Below are 25,073 nucleotides of genomic sequence, written 5' to 3' on the forward strand. Positions count from 1 at the left end.
ATGCTTGTTTTTTTTAAAGCCAATGTAGCCGCATTAATGGCTTCTTTATTTGACTTTGCAGTTACAACCGGGGCAATATACTTTTTTAAAGTACACGTGGTTACGGCAGCCATAACAGGTACGGTTAGCGGAGGCTTGATAAATTTTTTGATAGGGAGGTACTGGGCTTTTAACGCAGCAGGAACAAGTACCCGTTCACAGGCTTTAAAATACCTGTTGGTTTGGACAGGTAATCTGCTATTGAACGCCGGGGGAATGTATTTTCTTACAAAATTAGCATCGCTGCACTATGCCCTTGCAAAACTGGTTGTTGCTTGTTGTATTGCAATTGCCTATAACTATCCGTTGCAAAAGAATTATGTGTTTAAGAAAAATCAGATGACTAATGAACCGATATAAAAAATTAAGACAGGTAATAGTATTAATATTTATGCTGCTGGCTTATAACTACAGCAATGCTCAAACAGTGATCAAGGGGGTGATCAGGGACGCAGTTACACAAAAGCCGTTGCCGTTTGTAAGTGTTTATTTTAAAAATCATAAGGGTGCCGTTAGTGATGAAGACGGGAGATACACTTTATCAACTACCAATGCCACGCTTACAACAATAGAATTTTCATGTGGCGGTTATATTGGCGTTTCTAAAACCATTATTCCCGGTAAGGAGCAGGAGATAAATATTGACATGCAATTAACAGCAATGAAAGAAGTTGTTGTATCCACCAATAAAAGAGGCAAATACAGGAACAAGGATAACCCTGCTGTGGAACTGATACGTGAAGTGATCGGCCATAAAAACAGCAACAGGATAACTGCTTATCCTTATGTGCAATACCAGCAGTACGAAAAAATGGAGCTGTCATTAACCAATAAGCCCGAAAAACTGCAGCACAGTAAATTGCTGAAGAACTACAGCTTTGTTTTGGAAAACCAGGATACCAGCAAGCTGGAGGGTAAGTCATTACTGCCTGTTTACCTGGAAGAGAAATTATCACAGAAATATTTTAGAAAAGATCCCGAAAAAGAAAAAACCTATATACTTGGAGAGAAGAAAGTAAATTTTGGTGAATTTGTAGACAATAATGGTATCAGTACTTACCTGAACCGGATGTACGCAGATATTGATGTGTACGAAAATAATATCACCATACTGAGCAACCAGTTTTTGAGTCCTATTGCAGATGCAGCCCCGGCATTTTACAGGTTCTACATAAGAGATACGGTGGAAGAGGAGGGGATTAAGCTGGTGAAATTATATTTCACCCCTAAAAACCCGAATGACCTGATCTTCAGGGGTACTATGTTTATTACGCTGGATGGCAATTTTGCCGTACAGAAAATAAATATGACGATCAGTAAGCGGGCAAATATTAACTGGACAAGGGAACTGAAAATTAACCAGCAATTTGAAAAAAGTACTGATGGCAGGTATCATGTGAGCATGAGTAATATGCTGGCCGAATTTGCATTGTCTAAAAATGCATCGGGTGGTATTGTGGGCGAAAGAACGGTGTCATACAAAGACTTTACTATCAACCAGCCCGGGGCCGATAGTGTTTACGAAGGGAAACCGGAAGTGGTACTCGATAATCCCGAAAGCATGACTGATAGTTTCTGGTTAGCTAACCGGCATCACCCTTTATCTGTAATTGAAGCAAAAGTATATTCCAATATCGACAGCCTGCAGAATATGCACTCGTACAAAAGGTTTATGGATTATGCTACCCTTATACTGGCGGGCTATAAAACATTTGGCGGATTTGAAATAGGGCCTGTAAACTCATTCTATAGTTTTAACCCGGTAGAAGGTTTCAGGCTCAGGGTTGGGGGACGTACCACACCCAAATTCAATAAAAATATTTATTTCGAAAATTATGCTGCCTATGGGTTTAAAGATAAAAAATGGAAATATTATCTATCATCAACCTATTCCTTCAACCATAAATCAATTTACTCTTACCCGTTAAATTTTTTGAGGGTAAGCTACCAGTATGATACAAAGATACCCGGACAGGAATTGCAGTTTGTGCAGGAAGATAATTTTTTATTGTCTTTTAAAAGAGGCGATAACAGTAAATGGTTGTACAACAATATTTTTAAAGTAGAATATATAAAAGAGTTTGGAAAAAATATCTCTTATACAATCGGGTTTAAAAACTGGAAACAAACCACAGCAGGTAGCATTGTGTATCAAAAGCCTTCTGTGTCCGGGTATAACATAATTCCTGATATCACCACTACAGAAGTATCGGCAGAAATAAGATGGGCGCCGCATGAACAGTTTTACCAGGGCAAAGTATACCGCATACCCATCTTTAATAAATATCCCGTTTTTAAATTGCGTTACAGCGCAGGTATTAAAGGACTGGTATCCGGCGAGTATAATTATCACGCAGTAAACCTGAATATATTCAAACGGGTATACTTGTCGCAACTTGGCTTTGCAGATATAGTTGCAGAAGGTGGCTACACTTTCGGGCAGGTGCCATACCCGCTCTTAAATATTCACCGGGCTAATCAGACATATGCCTACCAGCTCAATTCTTACAACCTGATGAATTTTATGGAATTTGTAAGTGATCACTATGCATCACTAAGTACAGACTACTATTTGAACGGTTTTATTTTTAATAAGATACCGCTGCTGAAAAAACTAAAATTTCGTGAAGTAGCGAGTGCCAAAATCTTATACGGTGGTGTAAGGGACGAAAACAACCCGGACAAAACTACAGCTGTATTTAAATTTCCCAATGATTCAGGCACAGGTGCGCCTACAACCTTTTCATTAAATCAAAAACCATACGTAGAAGTAAGTGTGGGCATCGCCAATATTTTTAAATTGATAAGAATAGATTTTGTAAAACGGCTTACTTACCTGGACAATCCCGATGTATCAAAATGGGGCATACGTTCAAGAGTGAAATTTGATTTTTAACATAAAGCATATTTTATGCCAAAACAATTAATAAGAGACAGGTTGCAGCAACTGATCTATACTATCATTAACCCGTTGGTAAGGGGTCTCATCAAAATAGGTTTTACCCCCAATGCTATTACAGTAACCGGCCTGGTATTAAATATTGGCGTTGCAGCCATTTTTATAGTGGGGGCCGAAGAAGGTAACCGGGGCGATTTCAGGTATATAGGATGGGCCGGTGGTTTAATATTGTTTGCAGGGTTGTTTGATATGCTCGATGGCCAGGTTGCCCGTTTGGGAAACATGAGTTCCCCCTTCGGCGCTCTATTTGATTCTGTGCTGGACAGGTATAGTGAGTTGGTACTTTTTTTAGGTATATGTTATTATTTAGTGGCGCATCATTATTTTTTAAGCTCCCTCTTTGCTTTTATTGCACTGATCGGTTCAATGATGGTAAGCTATACAAGAGCCCGCAGTGAAGGGCTTGGTATTGAAAATAAAGGAGGCATTATGCAACGGCCGGAAAGAATTGTATTGATATCGGTAGCTGCCATTGCAAGTTTTATCAGCTCCAAAATAATTGGCAGCGATTATAAATTATTTATTCCGGGCGTATCATTTCATGTTTTTGAAACCATGTCGGTATTTACGTTACCCATTACCGTAATGGCTGTGCTAACCAATTTTACAGCTATTAAACGTTTAATGGATGCCAAAAAAGCGCTGGAGAAAAAAGCTGCTGATCAAAAAAAACAGCAAATGCTTTTACATAAACAAATTTTGCAGGAGCATGATTATTTTTTCAATGCTTCCTGATACGGTTTTATAAACTGTAAAATATCAGTAAAACAAATATCAGTATGACAAAAATAAATTTAACAGGGAGGATAGCAATACTTCTTTTTATGCTTAACGCCAGCCAGGGCATGGCGCAGGATAAAGTTTTTCCGGTGCCCTCCGGAAATGCTAATCAATTGTTTTACCTGCAGCGTACCCCTAATATCAATACCGTGGTGTACGAGGTAAATTATACCAAAACCGGCGAACTGGATACCATTGAACCAGTACACGTTTTTTGGATACGGTATGGCGAAAAAGGGCAACGTGCAGAATTGAGTGGCATACAACGTCATTATGCCTATGGCATTAAAACAAAGTGGCTGGCTAAAGATTTTTACGAATTGCGTATTGTGGCCTACAAAAAGCGGTTGTTTTATATGCGAAAAACCGAAGACAATAGATATTATGTGTACACCAGCGTAAACAATAGGCAGATAATGGTCAACCGCATTTTTTTGAAAATTAACGGCGGCACTTTTTGGTCACCCAATGTGGAATATATCGAGTTTAAAGGTATTGATCTTGTAACAGGTTTAGAAGCAACCGAACAAATAAAAGTGTAGCGTAACAATAAACAGCCCCGGTTATGAAAAAAAAATACATCTCTAATGCTACTTCATCGGTTCGAATGTTCAATAATGAAGTAATGGAAGCTTTATCTAAAGTTCATTTTACAGTTCCGCTTTTTATCTATATCCCGGTAATTATATTTTTTTCAGTCAGGGCCTTTGATGCAGCTATCAATACCGGTGTTTTTCTGCTGTATTTTATTGCAGGCCTTTTTATATGGACGGCTACCGAATACCTGTTGCACCGGTATATTTTTCATTTTGAACCTTCCTCCAAATGGGGCAGGCGCTTGCATTTTATCTTTCACGGGGTACACCACGATTATCCGAAAGATGCTAAAAGATTAGTGATGCCACCATCTGCAAGTATTCCTCTGGCAATTGGGTTTTATTTTTTATTTGCTTTATTTTTTAAGACCCGGGCTAACCTGTTTGCATTCTACCCGGGTTTTATAACCGGATATTTAGTTTATGATATGCTGCACTATGCCATGCACCACTATAATTTCAAAAGCCGACTGATGAAAAAAATTAAACAGCACCACATGCTGCACCATTACGATGATGCCACTAAAGGTTATGGGGTAAGTTCTGCCTTATGGGATATTATTTTCAGGTCGGGTTTTACAAAGAAAAATAATGCTGATGCAGGCCACTAAAAAAACAGCTTATCTTTCTAAAGATCATGTGATAATTACTTCGGTAATTACCACAATCTACCTGTTGCTATCTGCTGTGCTGGTAGGTTTTAAAACGGAGCAGGTGATCTTAGCCGCAATTTTTAATGTGCTTTATTATGCTTCGCTGCCTTCCAGGAAATTTATCCTGGGGTTTTCCATATTCATCGTGTATTGGATAGTGTTTGATTATATGAAGGCATTTCCCAATTATAATTTTAATGTGGTACACATAGAAAGCATCTATAATGCCGAAAAATATTTATTTGGTATCCATAATGGAGGAAGCACTCTTACACCCAATGAATTTTTGTTGCTGCATGTTAATACCGCCCTCGATATAATAGCTGGTTTGTTTTATTTATGCTGGATACCTGTGCCTTTGTTATTTGCGGTGTACCTGTTTTATAAAAACCGGGAATTATTTTTACAATTTGCCCTTACCTTTTTTTTAGTAAACATTCTCGGCTTTGTAGTATACTATATTTATCCTGCAGCACCACCATGGTACGTACAGCAACATGGTTTTCATTTTATAGAACATACAGCTGGCAATACCGCAGGGCTGCAGCGGTTTGATGATTTTTTTCAAATCCGTCTTTTCGCATCCCTCTATGCAAAAAGCTCCAACGTATTTGCTGCCATGCCTTCTTTGCACTCGGCTTACCCGGTCATCGTTTTGTACTATGGTATAAAGGGTAAATTGGGTAAGATCAATATTGTTTTCGCTATTATTATGCTGGGTATCTGGTTGGCAGCTGTATACACCAGTCATCACTATGTAGTAGATGTACTGGCAGGTATAGGGTGTGCCATTTCAGGTATAGCGCTGTTTAACAAAATTATTTCTGTTAAAAAACCAGGACAGCTTTATTTAAATATCATGCAAAAAATAAGGTGATAGCAAAAACGTACAGGTTTATGCTACCTGTTTTGTTCACAGCTTTTACTGCTTTTTTTTATGTAACGAAATGTTAGAAATTCCTTGTGAACTCATTTCGTTTCAACTTAGTTTGGAAAGCATAAATTACTTGTTCTGTTTTATTTTAGAAATTTGATTTCCCCTTTGTGATTTTTATTTTCAAACTGAGACAATTAATCAGAGACTTGGTTTATGATTTCCTGCCCGGCATATTTTGCAGCTTTAAGAAATAGGAAAATAGCAATTGTACTTACTACTAAAGCAAGCATTAAAGCCCATCTTAAAGAAAAAGTGCCAAGAGAAGCCGCCATCAAATCACTCAAAAATCCTATTATTAGTGGGCCCATACTGATACCAAGAAGATTTACTATAAACATGCAGATTGAAGTGGCTAGTGCTTTAACATCATTTGCCACCACCCTGTAGATGAGGGCAAATGCTGTTCCAAGGAACATACTGCTTAAAAGACTTGGAACGATATAAGCCACTAAAACCAGCAGTTTATTGGAACTTAAGAAAACAACCAGCAAGAAAGGAATTGATATCAAATTAGCTATAGCCGGAAACCACAGGTAGTATTTGATATTTAATACGCCGTATTTGTCAATCAGTTTTCCACCTGCAATACTACCAAGCAGGCCTGAAACACCCACAATTAATGATAGCCAGGTACCTATCTCGGCCGTTCCCATTCCATGTATGCGTGACAGCAAAGATGGCATCCAGTTATTGATGCCATAAAAGGAAAATAAATTTGCGCCAAATGCAAGACATAGGTAAACAAACGCCCTGCTTTTGAAAATTAATTTAACAGATGTAACAAAGGGTTGTTTTATGTTACTGCTGCCATTATTTTTTATAATGCCGTCTCTTTTGGGTTCCTTTATAAACATGAAAAGTGCCAATGAAAACAGGACCCCGGGTGTGCCAAGCATAATCAGTGTTTTTCTCCAGCCAAAAGTATGATTCAATAAACCACCACCCAGGTATCCTGATAAAATCCCTAAAAATGCACCGGAGGCAAAAATTGAAAATACGGAAGCTCTTTTGTTTTTGGGGAAGTAGTCAGCAATGATTGAATAGGCAGGGGGATTGCCACCCGATTCTCCTATAGCAACTCCGATTCTTGCAAAAAATAAATGAATGAAATTTTTTGCAAACCCCGATACTGCAGTCATTACACTCCATAAAAATAATGAAGCCGAAATGATATTTTTTCTGTTGAATTTATCCGCCATTCTTGCAATCGGAATTCCCATCACAATAAAAAATATACCAAATGTAAATCCAGTTAGTAAGCCTAATTGTGTATCTGTTAAATGCAAATCTTTTTTTATAGATTCCTGGAGAATCACCAGGATCTGCCTGTCCACTACACTTAAACAATGCATACAGGTAAGCAACACCAGTACTAAGTATTTATATTGTTTGGTAAATTTCAACTTAATGCAAAAGAATTTAAACATTTATTCCGGTCGTATAATAATTGTTGCAGTGAGCTACATTGCAAACCACATGCTACTTAAAGGCACACAAAACAGTTGTTTTAAAAGGCATACATCACTGACAAGTTAAAAGCTATTGAGTTGTCTTTGTAATAAAACGCTGCTGGTGTTTTGCTTGTTGGTATTTTGATGTTTAGGCCAAAACTGCACTCCGTATTGTATCAGGTAATCTAATATAATCAAATATATTGGGTGGAAGAAATTATGCTGAACGCTTATTTATTACCTTAATTGTTTGTTGACTTAACTTCTTTGTATTTACATAAGTTCCATTAATTAAAAAAGAATAGTCGTGTCATTTTTGTTTAATATAGATTAATAACATGTGTTACGTTAGATAAACAGAATTTAAAATTCCCGGTAATAAATTATGTATTATGACGCTGCTATTGTACATTCATATTGAATGTGCTCCAATGAAATAGGTTGAACAGCAACTAATTTACCAGCCTTTCCTAAATCAAAACTGCTTGCGATGATTAAAAAAATCAGCACCTCAATAAAATTATATTTATTGGTCTTCACCATGGCATTCTTCATTATCGAAACTGGTTATTTTGGCATTGCAGGTATGCGAAAGATGAGCCAGAATACTCAATCGATACAGGCAGACCGGGTGATACCGCTAAGACAAATAACAGATATTCGTTACTCTTATTCAGCTGGTATTCTTAATTTGTTTCAAGAACTGGAAAATCATTCTATTCAGCCAGACCAGGCGGTTGCCAGGCTTGAAGAAGCTGAAAAAAGAGTTGAAGATAATTGGCTAAAGTACAGGAAAACATACCTGACCCGGGACGAACAGCAATTGGTTGCAGAAGTAGAAGAACTTAAACAGAAAGCTGACCTGGCTATTAATAAGCTGAAACAAAAAATTAGCAGCAACCCTAAATCACTGTCTTCCGGTATTGAGGATAAAGAATTGTACACTGCTGTCAATCCGCTTATTTATAAACTAAATGACCTGGCCCAATTGCAGGTAAAAGTGAGTGAACAGCTCAATATAAATAATGAACAATTATACCAGTCTTCCAGGAGAAAATTTTATAATATTATTTTTATATCACTGTTTGTTGCCTGTCTGCTCAGTTTTTTTATTATCAATGATACCAGAAAACTGATCAGGGAATTAAAAGCAAGTAACCGGAAGATAAAAGAGTCTGAAGAAAAGTTCAGAACCTTTATCAGGTACGCCGGAGATGCTATTTTTATTGTTAACAACGACCTTGCTATTGCAGATGCCAATGACAGCGCAACAGGGTTGACGGGATTTTCAAAAGAAGAATTGCTTACCATGAAAATCTCAGCTATCATGGCTTCTGAAGAACAGTCCCGCTTTTCCGATAAAGTGGAATTTATAAAAAAAGAAGGCGGTTCATTGCATGAAAGAAACGTAAAAAGGAAGGATGGCAGCCTGGTGGAAACCGAGGTAAATGTTCGTGTACTTGAAGGTATTGGGTATATATCCATTATTCGTGATATCAGTGAAAGAAAAAAGGCAATTTTGGAAATCAGGGAGTCTGCTGAAAAATATCAATACCTTTTTGAGAATAGCCCGGCATGCATTATTGTGTGGGATTTAGAAACGCTTACTGTGCTGGAAGTAAACAACACTGTGATTGATAAGTACGGATATTCCAGGGAGGAGTGGATAAATATGCCGGTACTTCAATACCGTCATCAGGAAGAGCATGCAAGAATAAAAGAATTTGCGCAAAGTATGCTGAATGGTAGCGAACCGGTAGCCCGGATGTCGTGGACACACCTCAAGAAAAATGGCGATGAAATGAAAATGGAAATTGCGTCACACAAAATAATTTACAAGAATCGTAAAGCAATCTTGTCATTGGGTAACGACGTTACCGAACAAGTTAAAGCAGAGTCGGCATTAAGAAAATCTGAAGAGAAGTATCACTCATTGATTGACCATGCGGCCGACTCCGTTTTTATGGTAGCTGATAATGGAATCATTTTTGAAGTAAACCGGAGCGCTACTGAATTGCTGCAATATACCAAAGAAGAGTTGATAGGGAAAACAGTACTGGATCTTCATCCTCCCGAAATAAAAGATAGTGTGCCCTTGATTTGGGATACACTCAGGCAAAACAAATCATACACAGATGAAAGATTTTTACAAAAAAAGGATGGCTCAAAAGTGGAAGTGGAGATAAGCAGGAAAATGCTTCCTGATGCATCCGGAGCCATTGCCATAGTACGTGATATTACTGAACGTAAAGTAGCTGAAGAAAAATTGCGGCAAAGTGAAGAAAAGCATCGTGCTTTAATTGAAAATATAAGCGATGGCATTGTACTGGTTGATGAAGACTGGAAAATAATCTATCAAAGCCCTTCGGTAGAGCGCATTGCAGGATATTCGATTGAAGACAGAAATGGTAAAACGGCAATGGATTTCATACACCCCGATGATGTGCAGCTTTGTATTGACCAATATGAAAGCTCACGTACTTCCCCTGGTATTTCTGTACAAAGCCAGTACCGCACGAGGCATAAAATGGGACATTACATCTGGATAGAAGTTTTTTTAATGAACCTGCTGCATGATAAAAGTGTGAACGCCTATGTAGTAGTTTACAGGGATATTTCTGAACGAAGAAAGGCAGAAGAGCAGCAACTACTTATTTCTTCTATCGTTAACTCTTCTGATGATGCTATCATCAGTAAATCACTTGACGGTTATTTAACATCCTGGAATAAAGGAGCCGAAAAAATCTTAGGTTACACTTATGATGAAATGGTTGGTCAGCATATTTCCAGGATAATTCCAACTGATTTGCTTAAAGAGGAAGATGAGATTTTGGCGGGCATACGCCTAGGCAAACTAATTGAACATTTCGAAACTAAAAGGGTAAGAAAAAATGGAGATTTAATTGATGTAGCCCTTACTATTTCTCCTATTAAAGATATTATGGGCAACGTAGTGGGTGCTTCAAAAATATTACGGGATATTACAGAACAAAAAAGAGCAGCAGAAATAATTAAGCAATCTGAAGCCAACTACCGCCAGCTGTTTGATCTCAGTCCTGCTTCTATGTGGGTGGTTGATTATGAGACCAGAAAATTTACACAGGTAAATAAAGCATCCATTAAAAATTATGGCTACAGCGCAGAAGAATTTGCCAATATGACTATTGACAATATTAGCCCGGTCACTAGCGATGGGGAACTGGAAAAGTCAGGGATTGAAAAAAGACCTGCTTCTGATTTTATCAATAGCGGACAACGGCATGTTAAAAAATCAGGCGAATTGATGGATGTGGAAATTTCCAGTATCCCGGTTGTATTAAATGGAGAAAAGAAAATACTTTTGATTGCCATTGATGTTACAGAAAAAAATGAGTACGAGAGAAAATTAACCCGTGCATCCATAAAGGCGCAGGAGGAAGAAAGGTATGAGATAGGAGGCGAACTTCATGATAATGTATGCCAGATACTGGCAACATCACTTATCTTTCTTGGATTAATGAAAAAATCCATACCACCCGGTATAAACGAATTCTTTGAGCAAACGCATGAATACATTACTCTTGCTTCGAATGAAATACGTAATCTTTCCCATCGTCTTGCCCCGGCTTTTTTTGATAACGCAACATTGGAAGATGCATTTAAACATTTATTAAAAAGTTTCAACGCAGAAAAAAAATATAAGATCAGCCTGTATTTTAACGAGGCAGCAAAAACCTATACAATGGATCGCGACCTTCAGCTGAACCTCTACAGGATATTGCAGGAGCAATTGCGAAATATTTTAAAACATGCAAAAGCATTAAATATTGAGGTAGAAGTGACCATCAATGACAATATGTTGCAAATGAAGATAACAGATGATGGAATAGGGTTTGATTCCAAAGCTGGTAAGGCAGGTATAGGATTGGCTAATATGAACAGGAGGGTACAATTATTTTCGGGAAGCTTTGTTATACACTCGGCTGTTGGAAACGGATGTGAGGTGATAGTAGATATACCTTTGTTAAAAGCAGATTAAATCCAATACAACAAAATTTATCAGTTAATCATTATTCCCCCTGAAGTAAACAATTACGGCTGAGATCAGTTGCTTTTAAATGTACTATACTATACATGGCTGTAGGCAGTTATTGGGGAATTCCTGGTAAGAATTCCGGATATTTGCTTTAAAGTATTTTCTTCTTCTGATTGTTTTACACTTCGGATTTCATTTAAGATGAGGGCTTGAAATAAGGCAACTTCCTTAGGGGCGAACTTTGCTGGAGATAATCTTATCATTACTGTTTTCGTACAGAAATTGCATTATTTGCCCCTCATTTTTGCCCTATATCTTTCTGGTATTCTGCTATCAGGCCTTTACTTTTGGGCCGCCTGTATTTTATGTCTGTGATCAATGAGCCAGGCATAAAGGTTAAAAATTCTTCAAACTCATGAAATGGAAACCCATATTTTTTTTAGCCTCTATTTTCTGTTCGGGAGGTGCTATAGCTCAGGAAACTGCTGTACAAAATAAACAAAAACCCCGGCAAGCCTCTTTTATGCCCGCCCGGATATGGAACGACAATACGGGCAATGTAATTAATGCACATGGAGGCTGTATAATTGTTCATAACGGCATATATTATTGGTACGGTGAAATCAAAAAAGGTAAAACCTGGAAAGTACCACAGTCTAACTGGGAAAACTACAGGGTTGTTGCGGGTGGGGTTTCCTGTTATTCTTCCAAAGATCTGTTGAACTGGAAATATGAGGGCATTGCCCTGGCATCGAATAAAACGGATTCATCCAGTGATTTGTACGAAGGAAAAGTAATTGAAAGGCCTAAAGTAATTTATAACAGCAAAACAAAAAAATTCGTGATGTGGTTGCATGTTGATACTGAAAATTATGCAGCCGCCAGGTCAGGCGTTGCCGTGAGTGATACTCCCGTGGGCCCCTTTCAATATATACGAAGTGAAAGGCCTAATGGAAATATGGCCAGGGATATGACGATATTCCAGGATGACGATGGCAAAGCCTACCATTTTTATTCTTCCGAGAATAATTCCACCATGCATATCTGCCTTTTGTCTGATGATTATCTTTCACATACTGCAAATGATGTACGTATACTGGTTAACAGGTCGAGGGAAGCGCCTGCTGTGTTTAAGTATAAAGGAAAATATTACCTTATCAGCTCCGGATGTACAGGCTGGTCTCCTAATCCTGCTACCTATGCTGTTGCAGATACAGTGATGGGGCAATGGAAAGAATATTCCAATCCCTGCGTTGGGCAAAATGCCAGTCAGACATTTGATTCACAAAGCGCTTATGTTTTACCGTTATACCCGGAAAAAGGGGTATTTGTATTCGTGGCCGACAAATGGAATAAAATGGATCTTGAAGATTCGAGGTATGTGTGGTTACCCCTTACAATGACTGCTGATGATGTTCCTGCAATTGAATGGAAAGATTCCTGGGAGATAAGCAGTTTTAAAAAGTGACTTAAAATGAAGGTTTTAAAAAGGTAGTTTTAAATAAGAATGTATTCGCAGAAATTATCAGGAACGCTTTAATTTTTAATATCCAACATTAAAATGATGACAAAATATTTCTTACTGGCGGCTTGTTGCATCGTGTTTACTACACTGTCTTTTTCACAAACACATTTGCCGGCAATTTTCAGCGATAATATGGTATTGCAGCAACAACAACAGGTGTCTGTATGGGGTACCGATAAGCCTTATGGCAAAATTGTGGTAACAGGCAGTTGGGGAAAAAATGCCAGGGCAGTTGCAGACGACCGCGGCTATTGGAAATTGAAAATAAATACTCCATCTGCCGGCGGTCCTTACACTATAAATATAAAGGGAAGTAGTACGGTGGTTTTAAAAAACGTATTGATTGGCGAGGTATGGTTATGCTCCGGGCAATCCAATATGGAAATGCCTGTTAAAGGTAATTTTAACCAACCTGTTTTGGGCAGTAACGAAGCAATTTTAAATTCTTTGAATGATAAAATAAGAATGTTTACGCAACGCAAAACATCAAGCTTAACTCCTTCGTACGATATGAATGGTGTGTGGAATGCTGCAAGCCCGGCCACTACCGGAGGGTTTAGTGCTGCAGCCTATTTTTTTGCAAAAAAATTGCAAGCATTGCTGGGCGTGCCTGTGGGCCTGGTACATACTTCATGGGGTGCCAGTACTATTGAGAGCTGGATGGATAAAGAAACGCTGGCGGGTTTTAAGCATATTCAAATACCCGATACATTACCTAAAACGGATGTGAACAAAACACCAACGATGATGTACAATTCCATGCTGCACCAATATATAGGATACACGATAAAGGGAGCAATATGGTACCAGGGAGAAGCTAACCGCACAAATGCAGCAGAGTACCAGGCCATGTTTACGGGCATGATCGCATCGTGGCGCAGGCAATGGCAACAGGGAGATTTTCCTTTTTATTTCGTTCAGATAGCGCCATTCGGTTATAAGGATACCGGTGCAGCTTTTGTGAGAGAAGCACAAATGAAAACCATGCAGACGGTAAAAAATACCGGTATGGCGGTTACTTTGGATATCGGCGACCAGGTAGTTATTCATCCTGCACAAAAAGAAGCCGTTGGCAACCGGTTGGCTTATTGGGCATTGGTGAAAGATTACGATATAGAAGGCATTGCCTGCAGCGGCCCTGTGTACAGGGATATGCAACAAACAAATAACGGCAGGATAAAACTGACATTTGATTATAGTGAGTCGGGGCTGACAAGTTTTGGGAAACCACTGACTGATTTTGAAATAGCCGGGGACGACAAAGTTTTTTATCCTGCATTTGCAACGATCAATAACAATGATAAAGGAGCAAATATTACGGTGTGGAGCGATAGTGTGAAAAAACCTGTTAGTGTAAGGTATGCATTTAAAAGCTGGGTAGTTGGGTCTCTGTTCAATACTCAAGGCTTGCCCGCTTCATCCTTCCGCACAGATAACTGGTAAGATGATACAAGCGATGATACGATTATTCAGTAATTACCAGCCTGCGCCATAGCAGAAGGGAAAAATATCTGAGGGTATTCATTTGAACGGAATACCCCTCTTTTTTGAAATTACTCTTCCTTAATTTTCTCCACTTTACTATTAGCTTTATTTCATTAAAATATCCGGCAAACATCCCACGCCTCTTGCGGCCTCACGGTTATGGAATGTTGGGGACAGGCAAACCGGTCATTACTGATAATAATAGTGTAAATGAATATCAAAAACTTTTTTTTGCTTGTACTGTTCACCAGTTTCTGGTTTTCATCAACCGCAACAAATTATTATTTTAATGCCCTTACAGGAAAAGATTTCAACAGGGGAACCAGCCGCACAGTTCCCTTTCAATCAATTGCAGCAATTGCGGGTATTCAATTGAAACCCGGTGACTCATTGTTATTTGCGTCAGGCCAAAAGTTCAGTGGCATGATCTCGCTGCAGAATGTAAAAGGCAGCCGCATGCGTCCCATCGTAATTAGTGCATACAACTATAATGGAGATACGTCAAGACCGGTGCTGGATGCCGGAAATAACCTTAATGCCCTGCTTATTCAAAATGCTTCGTTTATAGCAGTAAGTAGACTGGAAATCACGGCAACTATTCCCTACAGCAGCGACGCAGCAAATACAGAACGCATGCGCTGTGGAATTTTAGTAGCAATAACAGCAAATGATCAATATGAAAGTATAAAATTTTCGGACATGGTGGTACACGATATCCATTTCTATCCTCCGGGTTTTATGCATGCTGCAGCAGAAGTAAAAACGGCAAACGGAACCCAGCCTTACGGATGGGGCATACGGTTTATTAACAATACCAGGGAAGGCGTTTTAAAAGGTGTGCAGGTGTTCAATACAAAAATTTTCAACGTAAGTCATACCGGGCTGAAATTTACTTCAACAAAAGACGGCATTAAAAACATTGAGGTAGCGTATTGTACAATTTTTCAAACCGGCGGCCCGGGTATGCAACTGTCAGGGGTAAACGCCGGGCATATACATCACAATACAATTGATCATTCCGGTGCTGTAAGCGACAGTCGCAACTGGGGCAGGGGTAGCGGATTATGGACATGGGGTTGCAGCAATATCCTGATTGAATACAACCGGTTTGAAAATGCCAACGGGCCTGGTGATTCAGCAGGTGTTCATATTGATTACAATTGCAGTGATGTGATAGTGCAGTGTAATTTCAGTGCCAATAATGCCGGGGGCTTTTGCGAAATACTGGGCAATAATTACAATTGTGCATACCGTTACAATATTAGTGTGAATGATGGCTACAGGATAAAAGGAGAGCAGGGGGCTTTCCAGGAAGGAAAAATTTTCTGGCTCAGCGGTTACCAGGGTAATGATAAAAAAAGTGCCGGCCCTTATAACAGCTATTTTTATAACAACAGTATTTATGTATCACGCAGTATTACTCCGCGAATTGCAGTGAGCAGCAGTGCCAATGGTATCCTTATTGCCAACAATATTTTTTATTTCGAAACTCCTGCTAAAATAGTGGCAGGCGATCAGAAAAAAAAGGAACTGGATTCCACTGCGGTATCCAATATCGTAATGACGCATAATCTTTTTTTGCAGCCGGACAACTGGCCATCTGCTTTGTTATTGCAGGATACAGATCCGGTAACCGGCGATCCGGGTTTTGCCAATAAAGGAGGTTTGCAACCCGAAGATTATTTACCCACCAACAGTGCATTGATGTTGAACAAAGGGATCACCATCAGCCCACTGCCCAACGATAGTATCGGGCTAAGAATCGGGTTACAGGTAAAGAACGATATTTTAGGAAATCCCATCAAAGGCGGGCCAGGTATGGGGGCTATCGGATTGAAATAATATTTTAAACACCAACTCAACTTACAATCAGTGAATAAAAAACACCTGTTGAAAAAAATTACCTGGATGGTTTGTTTATTTTTAATAGTAACAATTCCTGCTTTTACTATAAAAAACAAAAAGACGACCGGCCAAAAACCAGGCAAGCCTAATATCATTATCATCCTGGTGGATGATGCCGGTTACGCCGATTTTGGATTTATGGGATGCAAAGATTTGCTCACCCCCAATATCGATCAGTTAGCCACAACTGCCATGCGTTTTACAGATGCACACGTCTCTGCTTCAGTATGCAGTCCTTCAAGAGCGGGATTGCTGACAGGCAGGTACCAGCAGCGTTTTGGTTATGAATGTAATGATGGTGAGGGTTATACCGGTATGGACACCATGCAGACAATTCTTCCAAAAGTATTGAAACAGCAAGGGTATACAACTGCTGCCTTTGGTAAATGGCATCTTGGTTTTGAGCACAGCCAGCAACCGTTGCAAAAAGGATTTGATTATTTTTTCGGATTCCTTTCGGGTAGCAGAAGTTATTTTTATCAACCCAATAAAGATGATGCAAAAAATGATCCCCGGGCATTACTTGACAATAATAACCCGGTAAAATTTGATGGCTACCTTACTGATGTACTGGGCGATAAAGCGGTGGACTATATTCAGCAAAATAAGCACCATCCTTTTTTTATGTATTGGGCTCCCAATGCAGTGCATACACCGCTTGAAGCCAAAAAGGAAGATCTGCAAAAATTTACCGGGCACCCACGCCAGCTTTTAGCAGCAATGACTTTTGCCCTGGACAGGTCTGTAGGTAAAATTATTAATGAACTGAAAAGAGAAGGGTTGTTTCACAATACACTGATCTTTTTTTTAAGTGATAATGGTGGTGCTCATAATAACCAATCCAGTAATTTGCCGCTGAAAGGTTTTAAAGGAAACAAATTTGAAGCAGGGCACCGGGTTCCTTTTTTCATCAACTGGCCTCAGCAAATTTCTCATAGCAGCGTCTTTACGGGGCTTAGTTCTTCGCTCGATATTTTTCCAACAGCAATGGAGGCCGCAGGAATGGCCACTCATTTAAACAATAGTTTGGATGGGGTTAGCCTGCTGCCTTATGTAAAAGAAGAAAAAAAGGGCAATCCCCACCAGGAATTAGAATGGAGAAAAGATGCGGCTGCAGCCATTCGTTACAATCAATACAAATTAATTCGTGTAAGAGGTTTGGGAGAACGGCTGTATGATGTGGGTAATGATCTGGGAGAAACTACAGATCTGCGGGCTGCACACCCTGAGATATTATCATTGTTAAATCAAAAGCTTGATAATTGGGAAAAAGATAAAATGAAACCACTCTGGACGGAAGGTGCCATTTGGGATACCATTACACTCATGATTCATGATGATCTTATGAACAACCGTAAAGTGCGGGTGCATAATCCTGAAGAACTGAAAAAATTTCGTTTAACGAAATAGTTATTATTGATCCTGTAAACTGAACAACTTAAATGCTCACCAAACAAAAGAAAGCTAAATTTAACAGCAGTCATCAGCATTTAAATATAAAGCTTACAATGATTTATATTTTATTAATAGTTTTATTTGTATCGCTGTTGATTTTCCTTTAATTTCTATACTGGTATAATTAAATATTTCAGGTAACTTACAACCTGTATAACTGATTGCTTACTAAAGGATTTACTCATAAAACGGTATGTTGTCCTTGTTGAAAAAATATTTTCTCCTGCTGTTTTTTACTGCCGCTGTTATCGAAAGTTCAGCCCAGTCAACCACATCTTTTATCAGTATCTCTGATCAATTGGTAAATAATGAAGTCACTTCCATCATACAGGATAAAAAAGGGTTTCTTTGGTTTGGTACCCGTGGTGGTTTGCAGCGTTTTGACGGGTATGAGATGAAACTGCTGAAGAATGATGCAGGAAAAGAAAATAACCTGCTGAGCCAGTCTGTTGAAGCATTGCAAAACGGAAGCCTGCATAATATCTGGATAGGAACAAAATCGGGTGGGCTTAGCAGTTATGATCTTGAAACCGGCAAAATATTTAATTACACTAACAACCACCAGGATAAAAAAGGATTTAATTCGGATTATATCCTTTCTTTACTGGATACCGATGGGGATAAATTATTCATTGGCACATGGAAGGGATTTCAATACCTGGATAAGAAGACCGGGCAGTTTACAATTCTCAGCAGTACCTGGAAAACATTTGATATTCAACCCGACGGTAACAATGGTTACTGGCTGGCCACCAACAGCGGCTTAAGGCATCTGAACCGGCAACTGGTCAATGATATTACATACGATTTTGGCATACCCAATATCAATATTACAGCTATTGTTTCAGACAAAGAACAGCACTGCCTGTGGTTGGGTACATGGTTAAGGGGTGTTATTAAATTTGACCCGGCTACAAAAGCATTTAAAAATTTTACGCATAAAAAAGAAGATAAAACATCGCTGAGCTCCGGCAACAGTTATCGTATTTTACTGGATTCGAAAGGTACATTATGGGTGGGTACATGGGGCGGGGGGTTAAACAGGTTTGATAAAACGTCAGAAACATTTGAAAAAATAGCATTGGATATTCCGGGGCTTTATACCAACGATAACCAGATCATACTAACCATTAGCGAAGATCCATCCGGTTTATTGTGGGTTGGAACGGATGGTACAGGAGTTTTTAAATTCGACCTTAACCAGAAGAAGTTTGTGAATATCGGGTATAAAAATAATACCAATACCATACTGGGAGGCACACACGTAATTTCTGCATTTGTAGATCAGTTCAATAAACTTTGGGTAGGCACCAAGAGCGGGGGTATTCAATATGCAGCCGATTGGAAAAATTTTACGTTGCTTTCCATTGATGAAAAAAGTAAAAAACATTTACCCCCGTTTCCCCCTGTAAGCCGTTCATTTCTTACCATTGGCGATTACCTGTGGTCGGGTACCGACAGAGGATTGATCCGTATTCCAAATAAAGCATCTGGTGCCGGCGGTTACGAGATCTTTTTACCCGATGCAAAAGATTCAGGTTCCATAAGCGGAGTAAAGATAACTGCACTGGCAAGGGATGCTGCAGGTAAGATATGGGTAGGTACACAGGAGAACGGACTGAGCAGTATCACAGGTTTTGATAAAAATAATAAACCCGTATTTAAAAATTATTTACCCGCTTTTGGTGTGGCCGGTGGCTTGCAAAATGAAAGAGTAAGTTGTTTGCTGGTGGATTCCAAACAAAGGCTTTGGGTGGGCACATACAAAGGCTTGCACCTGTACCAGCCATCCACCGACGGCTTTCAGCTTTTTACACAAACAAACGAGTATAAAAAAAGTATTACCAATAATACCATCCTGTGCCTTGCAGAAGATAGCAATGGAAATATATGGGCCGGCACACAGGTGGGATTAAATAAGATCACCGGCATTCACGGTGATAAATTGGATGTGATCAGTTACACAACAAAGGATGGCCTCCCCAGTGATTACATCAACGCTATTATTCCCGACAAGGCCGGCAATATCTGGGCCAGTACAAACAAGGGCATCATCCGCTTTAACCAGGAAAGTGATTTTTTTGCAGTGTTTGATAAAAGGGATGGTATTCAATCCACGGTATTTTCAGAAAACGCATCCTACAAAGACGTTAACGGTCGCTTCTTTTTTGGCGGCATAGAAGGGGTAACTTATTTTTTTCCTGATAGTATTACCATCAACCAGTTTCATCCGCCTGTTTATTTTACCAACCTCAAGGTCAATAATCTTCCCTACGAATTTGGAGCAGACAAAACTGATGATGCGGTACTTTCAAAACCATTTTTCCAAACTGATGATATTGTACTCTCCTATAAACAAAATATTTTTTCCATTGAATTTGCAGCGCTCGATTATCATGCGCCGGATAAGAATGAGTATATGTATAAGCTGGAAGGATTCAATAAAGAATGGGTGTATGCCGGAAAGAACCGGTTAGCTTCTTTTACCAATTTGCCGGCCGGCACTTATACTTTAAAAGTAAAAGCAACCAATAGCGACAAGATATGGAACCCCGTACCGCATGAATTGAAAATAAAAATACTTCCACCGCCCTGGAAAACGTGGTGGGCCTATTGTATCTACATCGCTGTTTTTGTATTCCTGCTTTGGTTAACACGCTATTTTGGTTTAAGGCAGGTGGCATTAAAAAATCAATTAACACTTATTGAACTTGCCCGCCAGCAGGAAAATAAATTGGCTGAGTTTAAAGAACGGTTGTTCACTAATATATCCCACGAATTCCGCACCCCGCTAACACTTATTTTAGGCCCGGTAGATGACCTGTTGCAAAGAAGAGCGCTGGACATTCCGGTAGAAAAAAGTCTCAGGCTGGTACAAAAGCAGTCCAAGAGAATGTTAAGGATGGTAAACCAGTTATTGGATTTTCAAAAAGCAGAATCGGGCAGTTTAAAACTCTCGCCGCAACCCGGAGAAATTGTTTCGTTCTGTTATGATATTTATGCGTTGTTTATTGATGAGGCAAGCCGCAGAAATATCGATTACACTTTTAGTGCAGAAGAAAAATATGTTTCTTTTTCGTTTGACCACAATAAGCTGGAGATTATTGTTTTTAATATTCTTTCCAATGCATTTAAGTTTACACCAAATGGAAAAAGCATTTCGGTTTCAGTGAGAAAAAATGAAGAGCATAGTTGTGAAATTGCAGTGCAGGATACAGGCAGGGGAATTCCTGCACAGGAAATAGAACATATATTCGACAGGTATTACCGTGGAAAAGAACAGGATGTAACTACAATTTCCGGCACGGGCATCGGGCTTTCATTTGTTAAAGAACTAACCGCATTGCATGGCGGGACCATTACAGCAGAAAGCAACGGTATAAATGGCAGCCTGTTTACCGTTACATTGCCGCCAATATCAGTTACAGAAACGGCAATGAACATCTCACAGGAGCCGTTGTTTACTATAGTTCAAAAAAGAGAAACCATTTTAAATTCTACAGATATGCAGGAAGAAAATGACCAGGTAACGCTGGAACAGGAACAACCCATTATTCTTGTGGTTGAAGATGACACCGATATACAGCAGTACATCTTTGAAATTCTGTCTCCTTCTTTTAAAGTGATCACCGCATCTGATGGTAAAGAAGGAATAGAGAAAGCATTGGAAGCCATTCCCGATCTTATTATCAGTGATATCATGATGCCGGAAATTGATGGTATTGAATTGTGCCGCAGGCTGAAGTCTGATAAAAGCACCTCTCACATACCTATCATTCTGCTCACTGCATTGTCGGATATGACCCATCATGTGCAGGGCATAAGGGAAGGTGCAGATGTATATTTACCTAAACCATTCAACTCACAACTGTTATTGGTGCATATACATAACCTGATCAATTTGCGCAATACGCTCAAAGAGTTATACGCCAAGAAAGTTTTCCTGGGCTCGGGTAACCTCGAAATAAAATCTTTTGAAGAAGAATTTTTGTTTAAACTGATGAAGCTGGTGGAAGATAATATCGCCAACAGTGATTTCAATAATGATGAACTTGCCAATCTGATGTTCATGAGCCGGTCAACATTTTACAGAAAACTTAAAGCGGTAACGGGAATGTCAGGAAATGAGTTCATCAGAACTGCACGGCTAAACTATGCTGCCAAATTACTGGAGAGCGGTAAGTTTGCAGTTACGGAAGCTGCGTATGAAGCAGGGTTCAACGACATTAAATATTTCAGGAAACGTTTTCATGATCAGTTTGGAGTAACACCATCGGAATATAAAAAGTAAAACTGTTTTTACTGATGATGGAAAAAACTAATACTGTACCGATTGATTCTTTTGCCCCCTTTTTTTGAAACGGAATTTTGAAACGGAACTGGATATTTCATCTAACTATGTACTGTAAAAATATAGTTCATCGATGGCCTGGTATAAATCTTTGCATGAATAATGAATACCACCGGTAAAATGGTGAAGAAGACTGGTGAATAAAACTTGTTTAAATTCATGCAGCACGTTTGATTACTACCGGCCGGATTTATTGCAACAATATGAAAAAAAATACTTGCTGTTTATTGCTTTTGATCTTTGCACTGTGTAGTTTTATTACAAGCCGCGGCCAGGCTGTAAAAAAACAAAAGCCCAATATCATTTTAATTTATACGGACGATTTGGGATATGGAGATCTTGGTTGCTATGGCACTTCGGCAGTTGCAACGCCAAATATTGACCAGCTTGCAAAAAATGGCGTTCGTTATACCAATGTGCATGCCACATCAGCTACGTGTACGCCTTCCCGTTTTTCGCTGCTCACCGGTAAATATGCCTGGCGCCAGGAGGGAACAGGCATTGCCCCCGGTGATGCTTCTCTGCTGATACCTGTTTCCACTACCACTTTACCGGGCATGCTGCAAAAAGCAGGCTACAACACCGCTGCAATTGGTAAATGGCATCTCGGGCTGGGTGATTCAACTGGTGCCAACTGGAATGGAAAGATAACACCCGGTCCCAATGAAATAGGTTTCAATTATGCTTTTTTAATTCCCGCTACCGGCGACAGGGTACCCTGTGTATTTGTAGAAAACCATGATGTGGTAAACCTGGATAAAAAAGACCCGATAAAAGTAAGTTACCGCGGTCCTATTGATTCCTCTGCACCAACAGGAAAAAAGAATCCTGAATTATTAAAAATGTTGCCTTCGCACGGGCATGATATGACCATTGTGAATGGCGTAAGCCGCATTGGTTATATGTCGGGTGGTAAATCAGCATTATGGACCGATGAAGATTTTGCAGCTACGCTTTTACAGAAGGCAGAAAATTATATCGGCAGTCAAAAAGACAAACCGTTCTTTTTATATTTCGCCACACACGATATACATGTACCCCGCATGCCCAATGCACGCTTTGCAGGAAAGAGCGGATTGGGCCCAAGAGGCGATGTGATATTACAATTAGACTGGACGGTAGGGCAACTAACTGCTTTTTTAAAAGACAAAGGCTTGCTCGAAAACACACTCATTATTTTAACCAGCGATAACGGGCAGGTAATTGATGATGGCTATAAAGATGATGCGGTTGAAAAATTAGGCAATCACAAACCGGGAGGTATTTATCGTGGGGGTAAATATAGCGCTTTTGAAGCAGGAACAAAAGTGCCATTTATTGTGTACTGGAAAGGAAAGATCATGCCGGGTAAAATCAACACGGCATTATTCAGCCAGGTCGATTTGTATGCATCATTGGCAAAATTTGCAGGTGTTACAATTGACAAGGGACAGGCACCCGATAGCCGCAATAATTTAGACGTATTGCTGAATGAGAGCAGCAGGTCCCGCGACTATGTAGTAGAGCAGTCTTTGAATAATACACTTTCGCTGATTATTGGCAACTGGAAATATATTGAAGCTTCCAGGGGGCCTAAAATAAATAAGGATACCAATACAGAGCTGGGAAATTCAGAAGAGCCACAGTTGTATGATCTAGCTGATGACCCCTCCGAAACTAAAAATCTTGCTTATAAATATCCGGATAAAGTACAAGAAATGAAAGCAATGCTGGAAAAGATAAAACACCAGTAATACAGCGGGCCTTTTAATAAATCGGTTGAATTAATATGGAAGGGAGTAATAAAATAATAAATACCATGTTGTTAAGCACATTGCTGATGCTGTGCAACAGCTGCAATTTTTCACAGGCGAAGAAACCTGTTGATAAAGACTCCATTCATTCCTGTATGCAGGTGCCGGAAAGGTTTGGCAATATTACAGATTCAATTAAAACTGCACCGGAAAACGAAACCACTTTAACAGGTATGGCATTAATACCAGGCGGAAATTTTGAAATGGGCGGCGATAACGAGCAGGCTACCGCTGATGAATACCCGAAACATACCGTAACGGTGCATTCATTTTATATGGATATAACTGAAGTGACCAATGCACAGTTTAAAAAATTTATTGATGCTACCGGCTATGTAACCACAGCGGAGCGAAAACCTGATTGGGAAGAATTAAAAAAAAGCCTGCCGCCAGGCACACCCAAACCTGCTGATAGTTTATTAATTGCGGCTTCACTTGTTTTTAAGCCTGCTAACGGACCGGTGGACCTCAATGATTATTTGCAGTGGTGGAGTTGGGTGGCCAATGCAAACTGGAAACATCCTGAGGGGCCTGGCAGTACTATAGAGGGGAAAGATAATTATCCGGTGGTACAGGTAAGCTGGTATGATGCGGTGGCGTATAGTAAATGGGCAGGTAAACGTTTGCCAACAGAAGCAGAATGGGAGTTTGCTGCCAGGGGCGGACTGATCAATAATATTTATCCATGGGGAAATGAACACATCAATTCCGGCGCTCCAAAAGCCAACAGCTGGGAAGGCTCATTCCCTTATCAGAATGAAAAAAAAGATGGCTACACTACACTGGCACCGGTTAAAAGTTATCCGGGCAACCATTATGGTTTGTTTGATATGGCCGGCAATGTTTGGGAATGGTGCAGTGATTGGTATGATTATAATTACTACAAAACATTGGCTGGTAAAACAAGTGTGAACCCGGGAGGCCCTCAAACCAGTTACGATCCGCAGGAACCCTATTCACATAAAAGAGTGTTGCGTGGCGGGAGTTTTCTTTGCAATGATAGTTACTGTAGTGGCTATCGTGTGGCCAGGAGGATGAAGAGCAGTCCCGATACAGGCCTTGAGCATACCGGTTTCAGATGTGTGAGGGATGCTACATCAAAAAAGCTGTAATTAACAAATACCTGGTG

Annotated in this window: 15 protein-coding genes; 14 read left to right on the forward strand and 1 reads right to left on the reverse strand. The window is 39.6% G+C overall.

Going from position 1 to position 25,073, the window contains the following annotated elements; all coding sequences use genetic code 11:
- From ACYVM0_RS01035 to ACYVM0_RS01060, 6 genes are read left to right on the forward strand one after another with little or no spacing between them, the layout of a single operon-like run.
- Positions 1 to 399 (forward strand): GtrA family protein, encoded by a 399-nt coding sequence (locus ACYVM0_RS01035; protein ID WP_460551139.1) that lies wholly within the window; start codon positions 1 to 3, stop codon positions 397 to 399.
- A complete protein-coding gene (locus ACYVM0_RS01040) occupies positions 386 to 2,935 on the forward strand; it encodes a DUF5686 and carboxypeptidase-like regulatory domain-containing protein (protein ID WP_460551142.1) in 2,550 nt (849 codons plus the stop codon). Before ACYVM0_RS01035 ends, ACYVM0_RS01040 begins: the two co-directional genes overlap by 14 nt.
- A gap of 15 nt (positions 2,936 to 2,950) precedes the next feature.
- Complete coding sequence (locus ACYVM0_RS01045; RefSeq protein ID WP_460551145.1) at positions 2,951 to 3,733, forward strand: CDP-alcohol phosphatidyltransferase family protein; 783 nt, start codon at positions 2,951 to 2,953, stop codon at positions 3,731 to 3,733.
- Between the two features lie 44 nt (positions 3,734 to 3,777).
- Entirely contained in the window at positions 3,778 to 4,320 is a 543-nt protein-coding gene (locus ACYVM0_RS01050) for a DUF4833 domain-containing protein (RefSeq protein ID WP_460551147.1), read from the forward strand.
- 23 nt (positions 4,321 to 4,343) lie between these two features.
- Entirely contained in the window at positions 4,344 to 4,985 is a 642-nt protein-coding gene (locus ACYVM0_RS01055) for a sterol desaturase family protein (protein ID WP_460551149.1), read from the forward strand.
- Complete coding sequence (locus tag ACYVM0_RS01060; RefSeq protein ID WP_460551151.1) at positions 4,972 to 5,904, forward strand: phosphatase PAP2 family protein; 933 nt, start codon at positions 4,972 to 4,974, stop codon at positions 5,902 to 5,904. The genes ACYVM0_RS01055 and ACYVM0_RS01060 overlap by 14 nt, the downstream gene beginning before the upstream one ends.
- A 194-nt stretch (positions 5,905 to 6,098) precedes the next feature.
- On the opposite strand, the gene ACYVM0_RS01065 is transcribed toward ACYVM0_RS01060, so the two are convergent.
- Positions 6,099 to 7,367, reverse strand: a complete 1,269-nt coding sequence (locus ACYVM0_RS01065) for a spinster family MFS transporter (RefSeq protein WP_460551154.1) — start codon at positions 7,365 to 7,367, stop codon at positions 6,099 to 6,101.
- Positions 7,368 to 7,905: 538 nt separating this feature from the next.
- Here ACYVM0_RS01065 and ACYVM0_RS01070 point away from each other — a divergent pair.
- From ACYVM0_RS01070 to ACYVM0_RS01105, 8 genes are all read left to right on the forward strand, one after another.
- Positions 7,906 to 11,433, forward strand: a complete 3,528-nt coding sequence (locus ACYVM0_RS01070) for a PAS domain S-box protein (protein ID WP_460551157.1) — start codon at positions 7,906 to 7,908, stop codon at positions 11,431 to 11,433.
- 412 nt (positions 11,434 to 11,845) lie between these two features.
- On the forward strand, positions 11,846 to 12,898 hold the full coding sequence (locus ACYVM0_RS01075) for a glycoside hydrolase family 43 protein (protein WP_460551159.1): 1,053 nt from the start codon (positions 11,846 to 11,848) through the stop codon (positions 12,896 to 12,898).
- A 93-nt stretch (positions 12,899 to 12,991) separates the two neighbouring features.
- Complete coding sequence (locus ACYVM0_RS01080; protein WP_460551162.1) at positions 12,992 to 14,398, forward strand: sialate O-acetylesterase family protein; 1,407 nt, start codon at positions 12,992 to 12,994, stop codon at positions 14,396 to 14,398.
- Positions 14,399 to 14,671: 273 nt separating this feature from the next.
- A complete protein-coding gene (locus ACYVM0_RS01085) occupies positions 14,672 to 16,282 on the forward strand; it encodes a right-handed parallel beta-helix repeat-containing protein (protein ID WP_460551165.1) in 1,611 nt (536 codons plus the stop codon).
- A 48-nt stretch (positions 16,283 to 16,330) separates the two neighbouring features.
- The gene (locus ACYVM0_RS01090; protein WP_460551167.1) at positions 16,331 to 17,755 is read left to right on the forward strand and encodes a sulfatase-like hydrolase/transferase; all 1,425 of its coding nucleotides are present in this window, start codon (positions 16,331 to 16,333) and stop codon (positions 17,753 to 17,755) included.
- A gap of 250 nt (positions 17,756 to 18,005) precedes the next feature.
- Positions 18,006 to 22,091 carry a hybrid sensor histidine kinase/response regulator transcription factor gene (locus ACYVM0_RS01095; RefSeq protein ID WP_460551169.1) on the forward strand — a complete coding sequence of 1,362 codons (4,086 nt, stop codon included), beginning with the start codon at positions 18,006 to 18,008 and terminating at the stop codon, positions 22,089 to 22,091.
- A 263-nt stretch (positions 22,092 to 22,354) separates the two neighbouring features.
- Positions 22,355 to 23,884, forward strand: coding sequence for a sulfatase family protein (locus ACYVM0_RS01100; RefSeq protein ID WP_460551172.1), 1,530 nt, complete (start codon positions 22,355 to 22,357; stop codon positions 23,882 to 23,884).
- Between the two features lie 35 nt (positions 23,885 to 23,919).
- Positions 23,920 to 25,056, forward strand: coding sequence for a formylglycine-generating enzyme family protein (locus ACYVM0_RS01105; RefSeq protein ID WP_460551175.1), 1,137 nt, complete (start codon positions 23,920 to 23,922; stop codon positions 25,054 to 25,056).
- Positions 25,057 to 25,073 lie beyond the last annotated feature (17 nt).

The organism is Ferruginibacter profundus (assembly GCF_054783275.1).

Bases quoted from the DNA above. Each gene is read 5' to 3' on its own strand.
- ACYVM0_RS01035 (WP_460551139.1), top strand. From the start codon at position 1: ATGCTTGTTTTTTTTAAAGCCAATGTAGCCGCATTAATGGCTTCTTTA.
- ACYVM0_RS01040 (WP_460551142.1), top strand. From the start codon at position 386: ATGAACCGATATAAAAAATTAAGACAGGTAATAGTATTAATATTTATG.
- ACYVM0_RS01045 (WP_460551145.1), top strand. From the start codon at position 2,951: ATGCCAAAACAATTAATAAGAGACAGGTTGCAGCAACTGATCTATACT.
- ACYVM0_RS01050 (WP_460551147.1), top strand. From the start codon at position 3,778: ATGACAAAAATAAATTTAACAGGGAGGATAGCAATACTTCTTTTTATG.
- ACYVM0_RS01055 (WP_460551149.1), top strand. From the start codon at position 4,344: ATGAAAAAAAAATACATCTCTAATGCTACTTCATCGGTTCGAATGTTC.
- ACYVM0_RS01060 (WP_460551151.1), top strand. From the start codon at position 4,972: ATGCAGGCCACTAAAAAAACAGCTTATCTTTCTAAAGATCATGTGATA.
- ACYVM0_RS01070 (WP_460551157.1), top strand. From the start codon at position 7,906: ATGATTAAAAAAATCAGCACCTCAATAAAATTATATTTATTGGTCTTC.
- ACYVM0_RS01075 (WP_460551159.1), top strand. From the start codon at position 11,846: ATGAAATGGAAACCCATATTTTTTTTAGCCTCTATTTTCTGTTCGGGA.
- ACYVM0_RS01080 (WP_460551162.1), top strand. From the start codon at position 12,992: ATGATGACAAAATATTTCTTACTGGCGGCTTGTTGCATCGTGTTTACT.
- ACYVM0_RS01100 (WP_460551172.1), top strand. From the start codon at position 22,355: ATGAAAAAAAATACTTGCTGTTTATTGCTTTTGATCTTTGCACTGTGT.
- ACYVM0_RS01105 (WP_460551175.1), top strand. From the start codon at position 23,920: ATGGAAGGGAGTAATAAAATAATAAATACCATGTTGTTAAGCACATTG.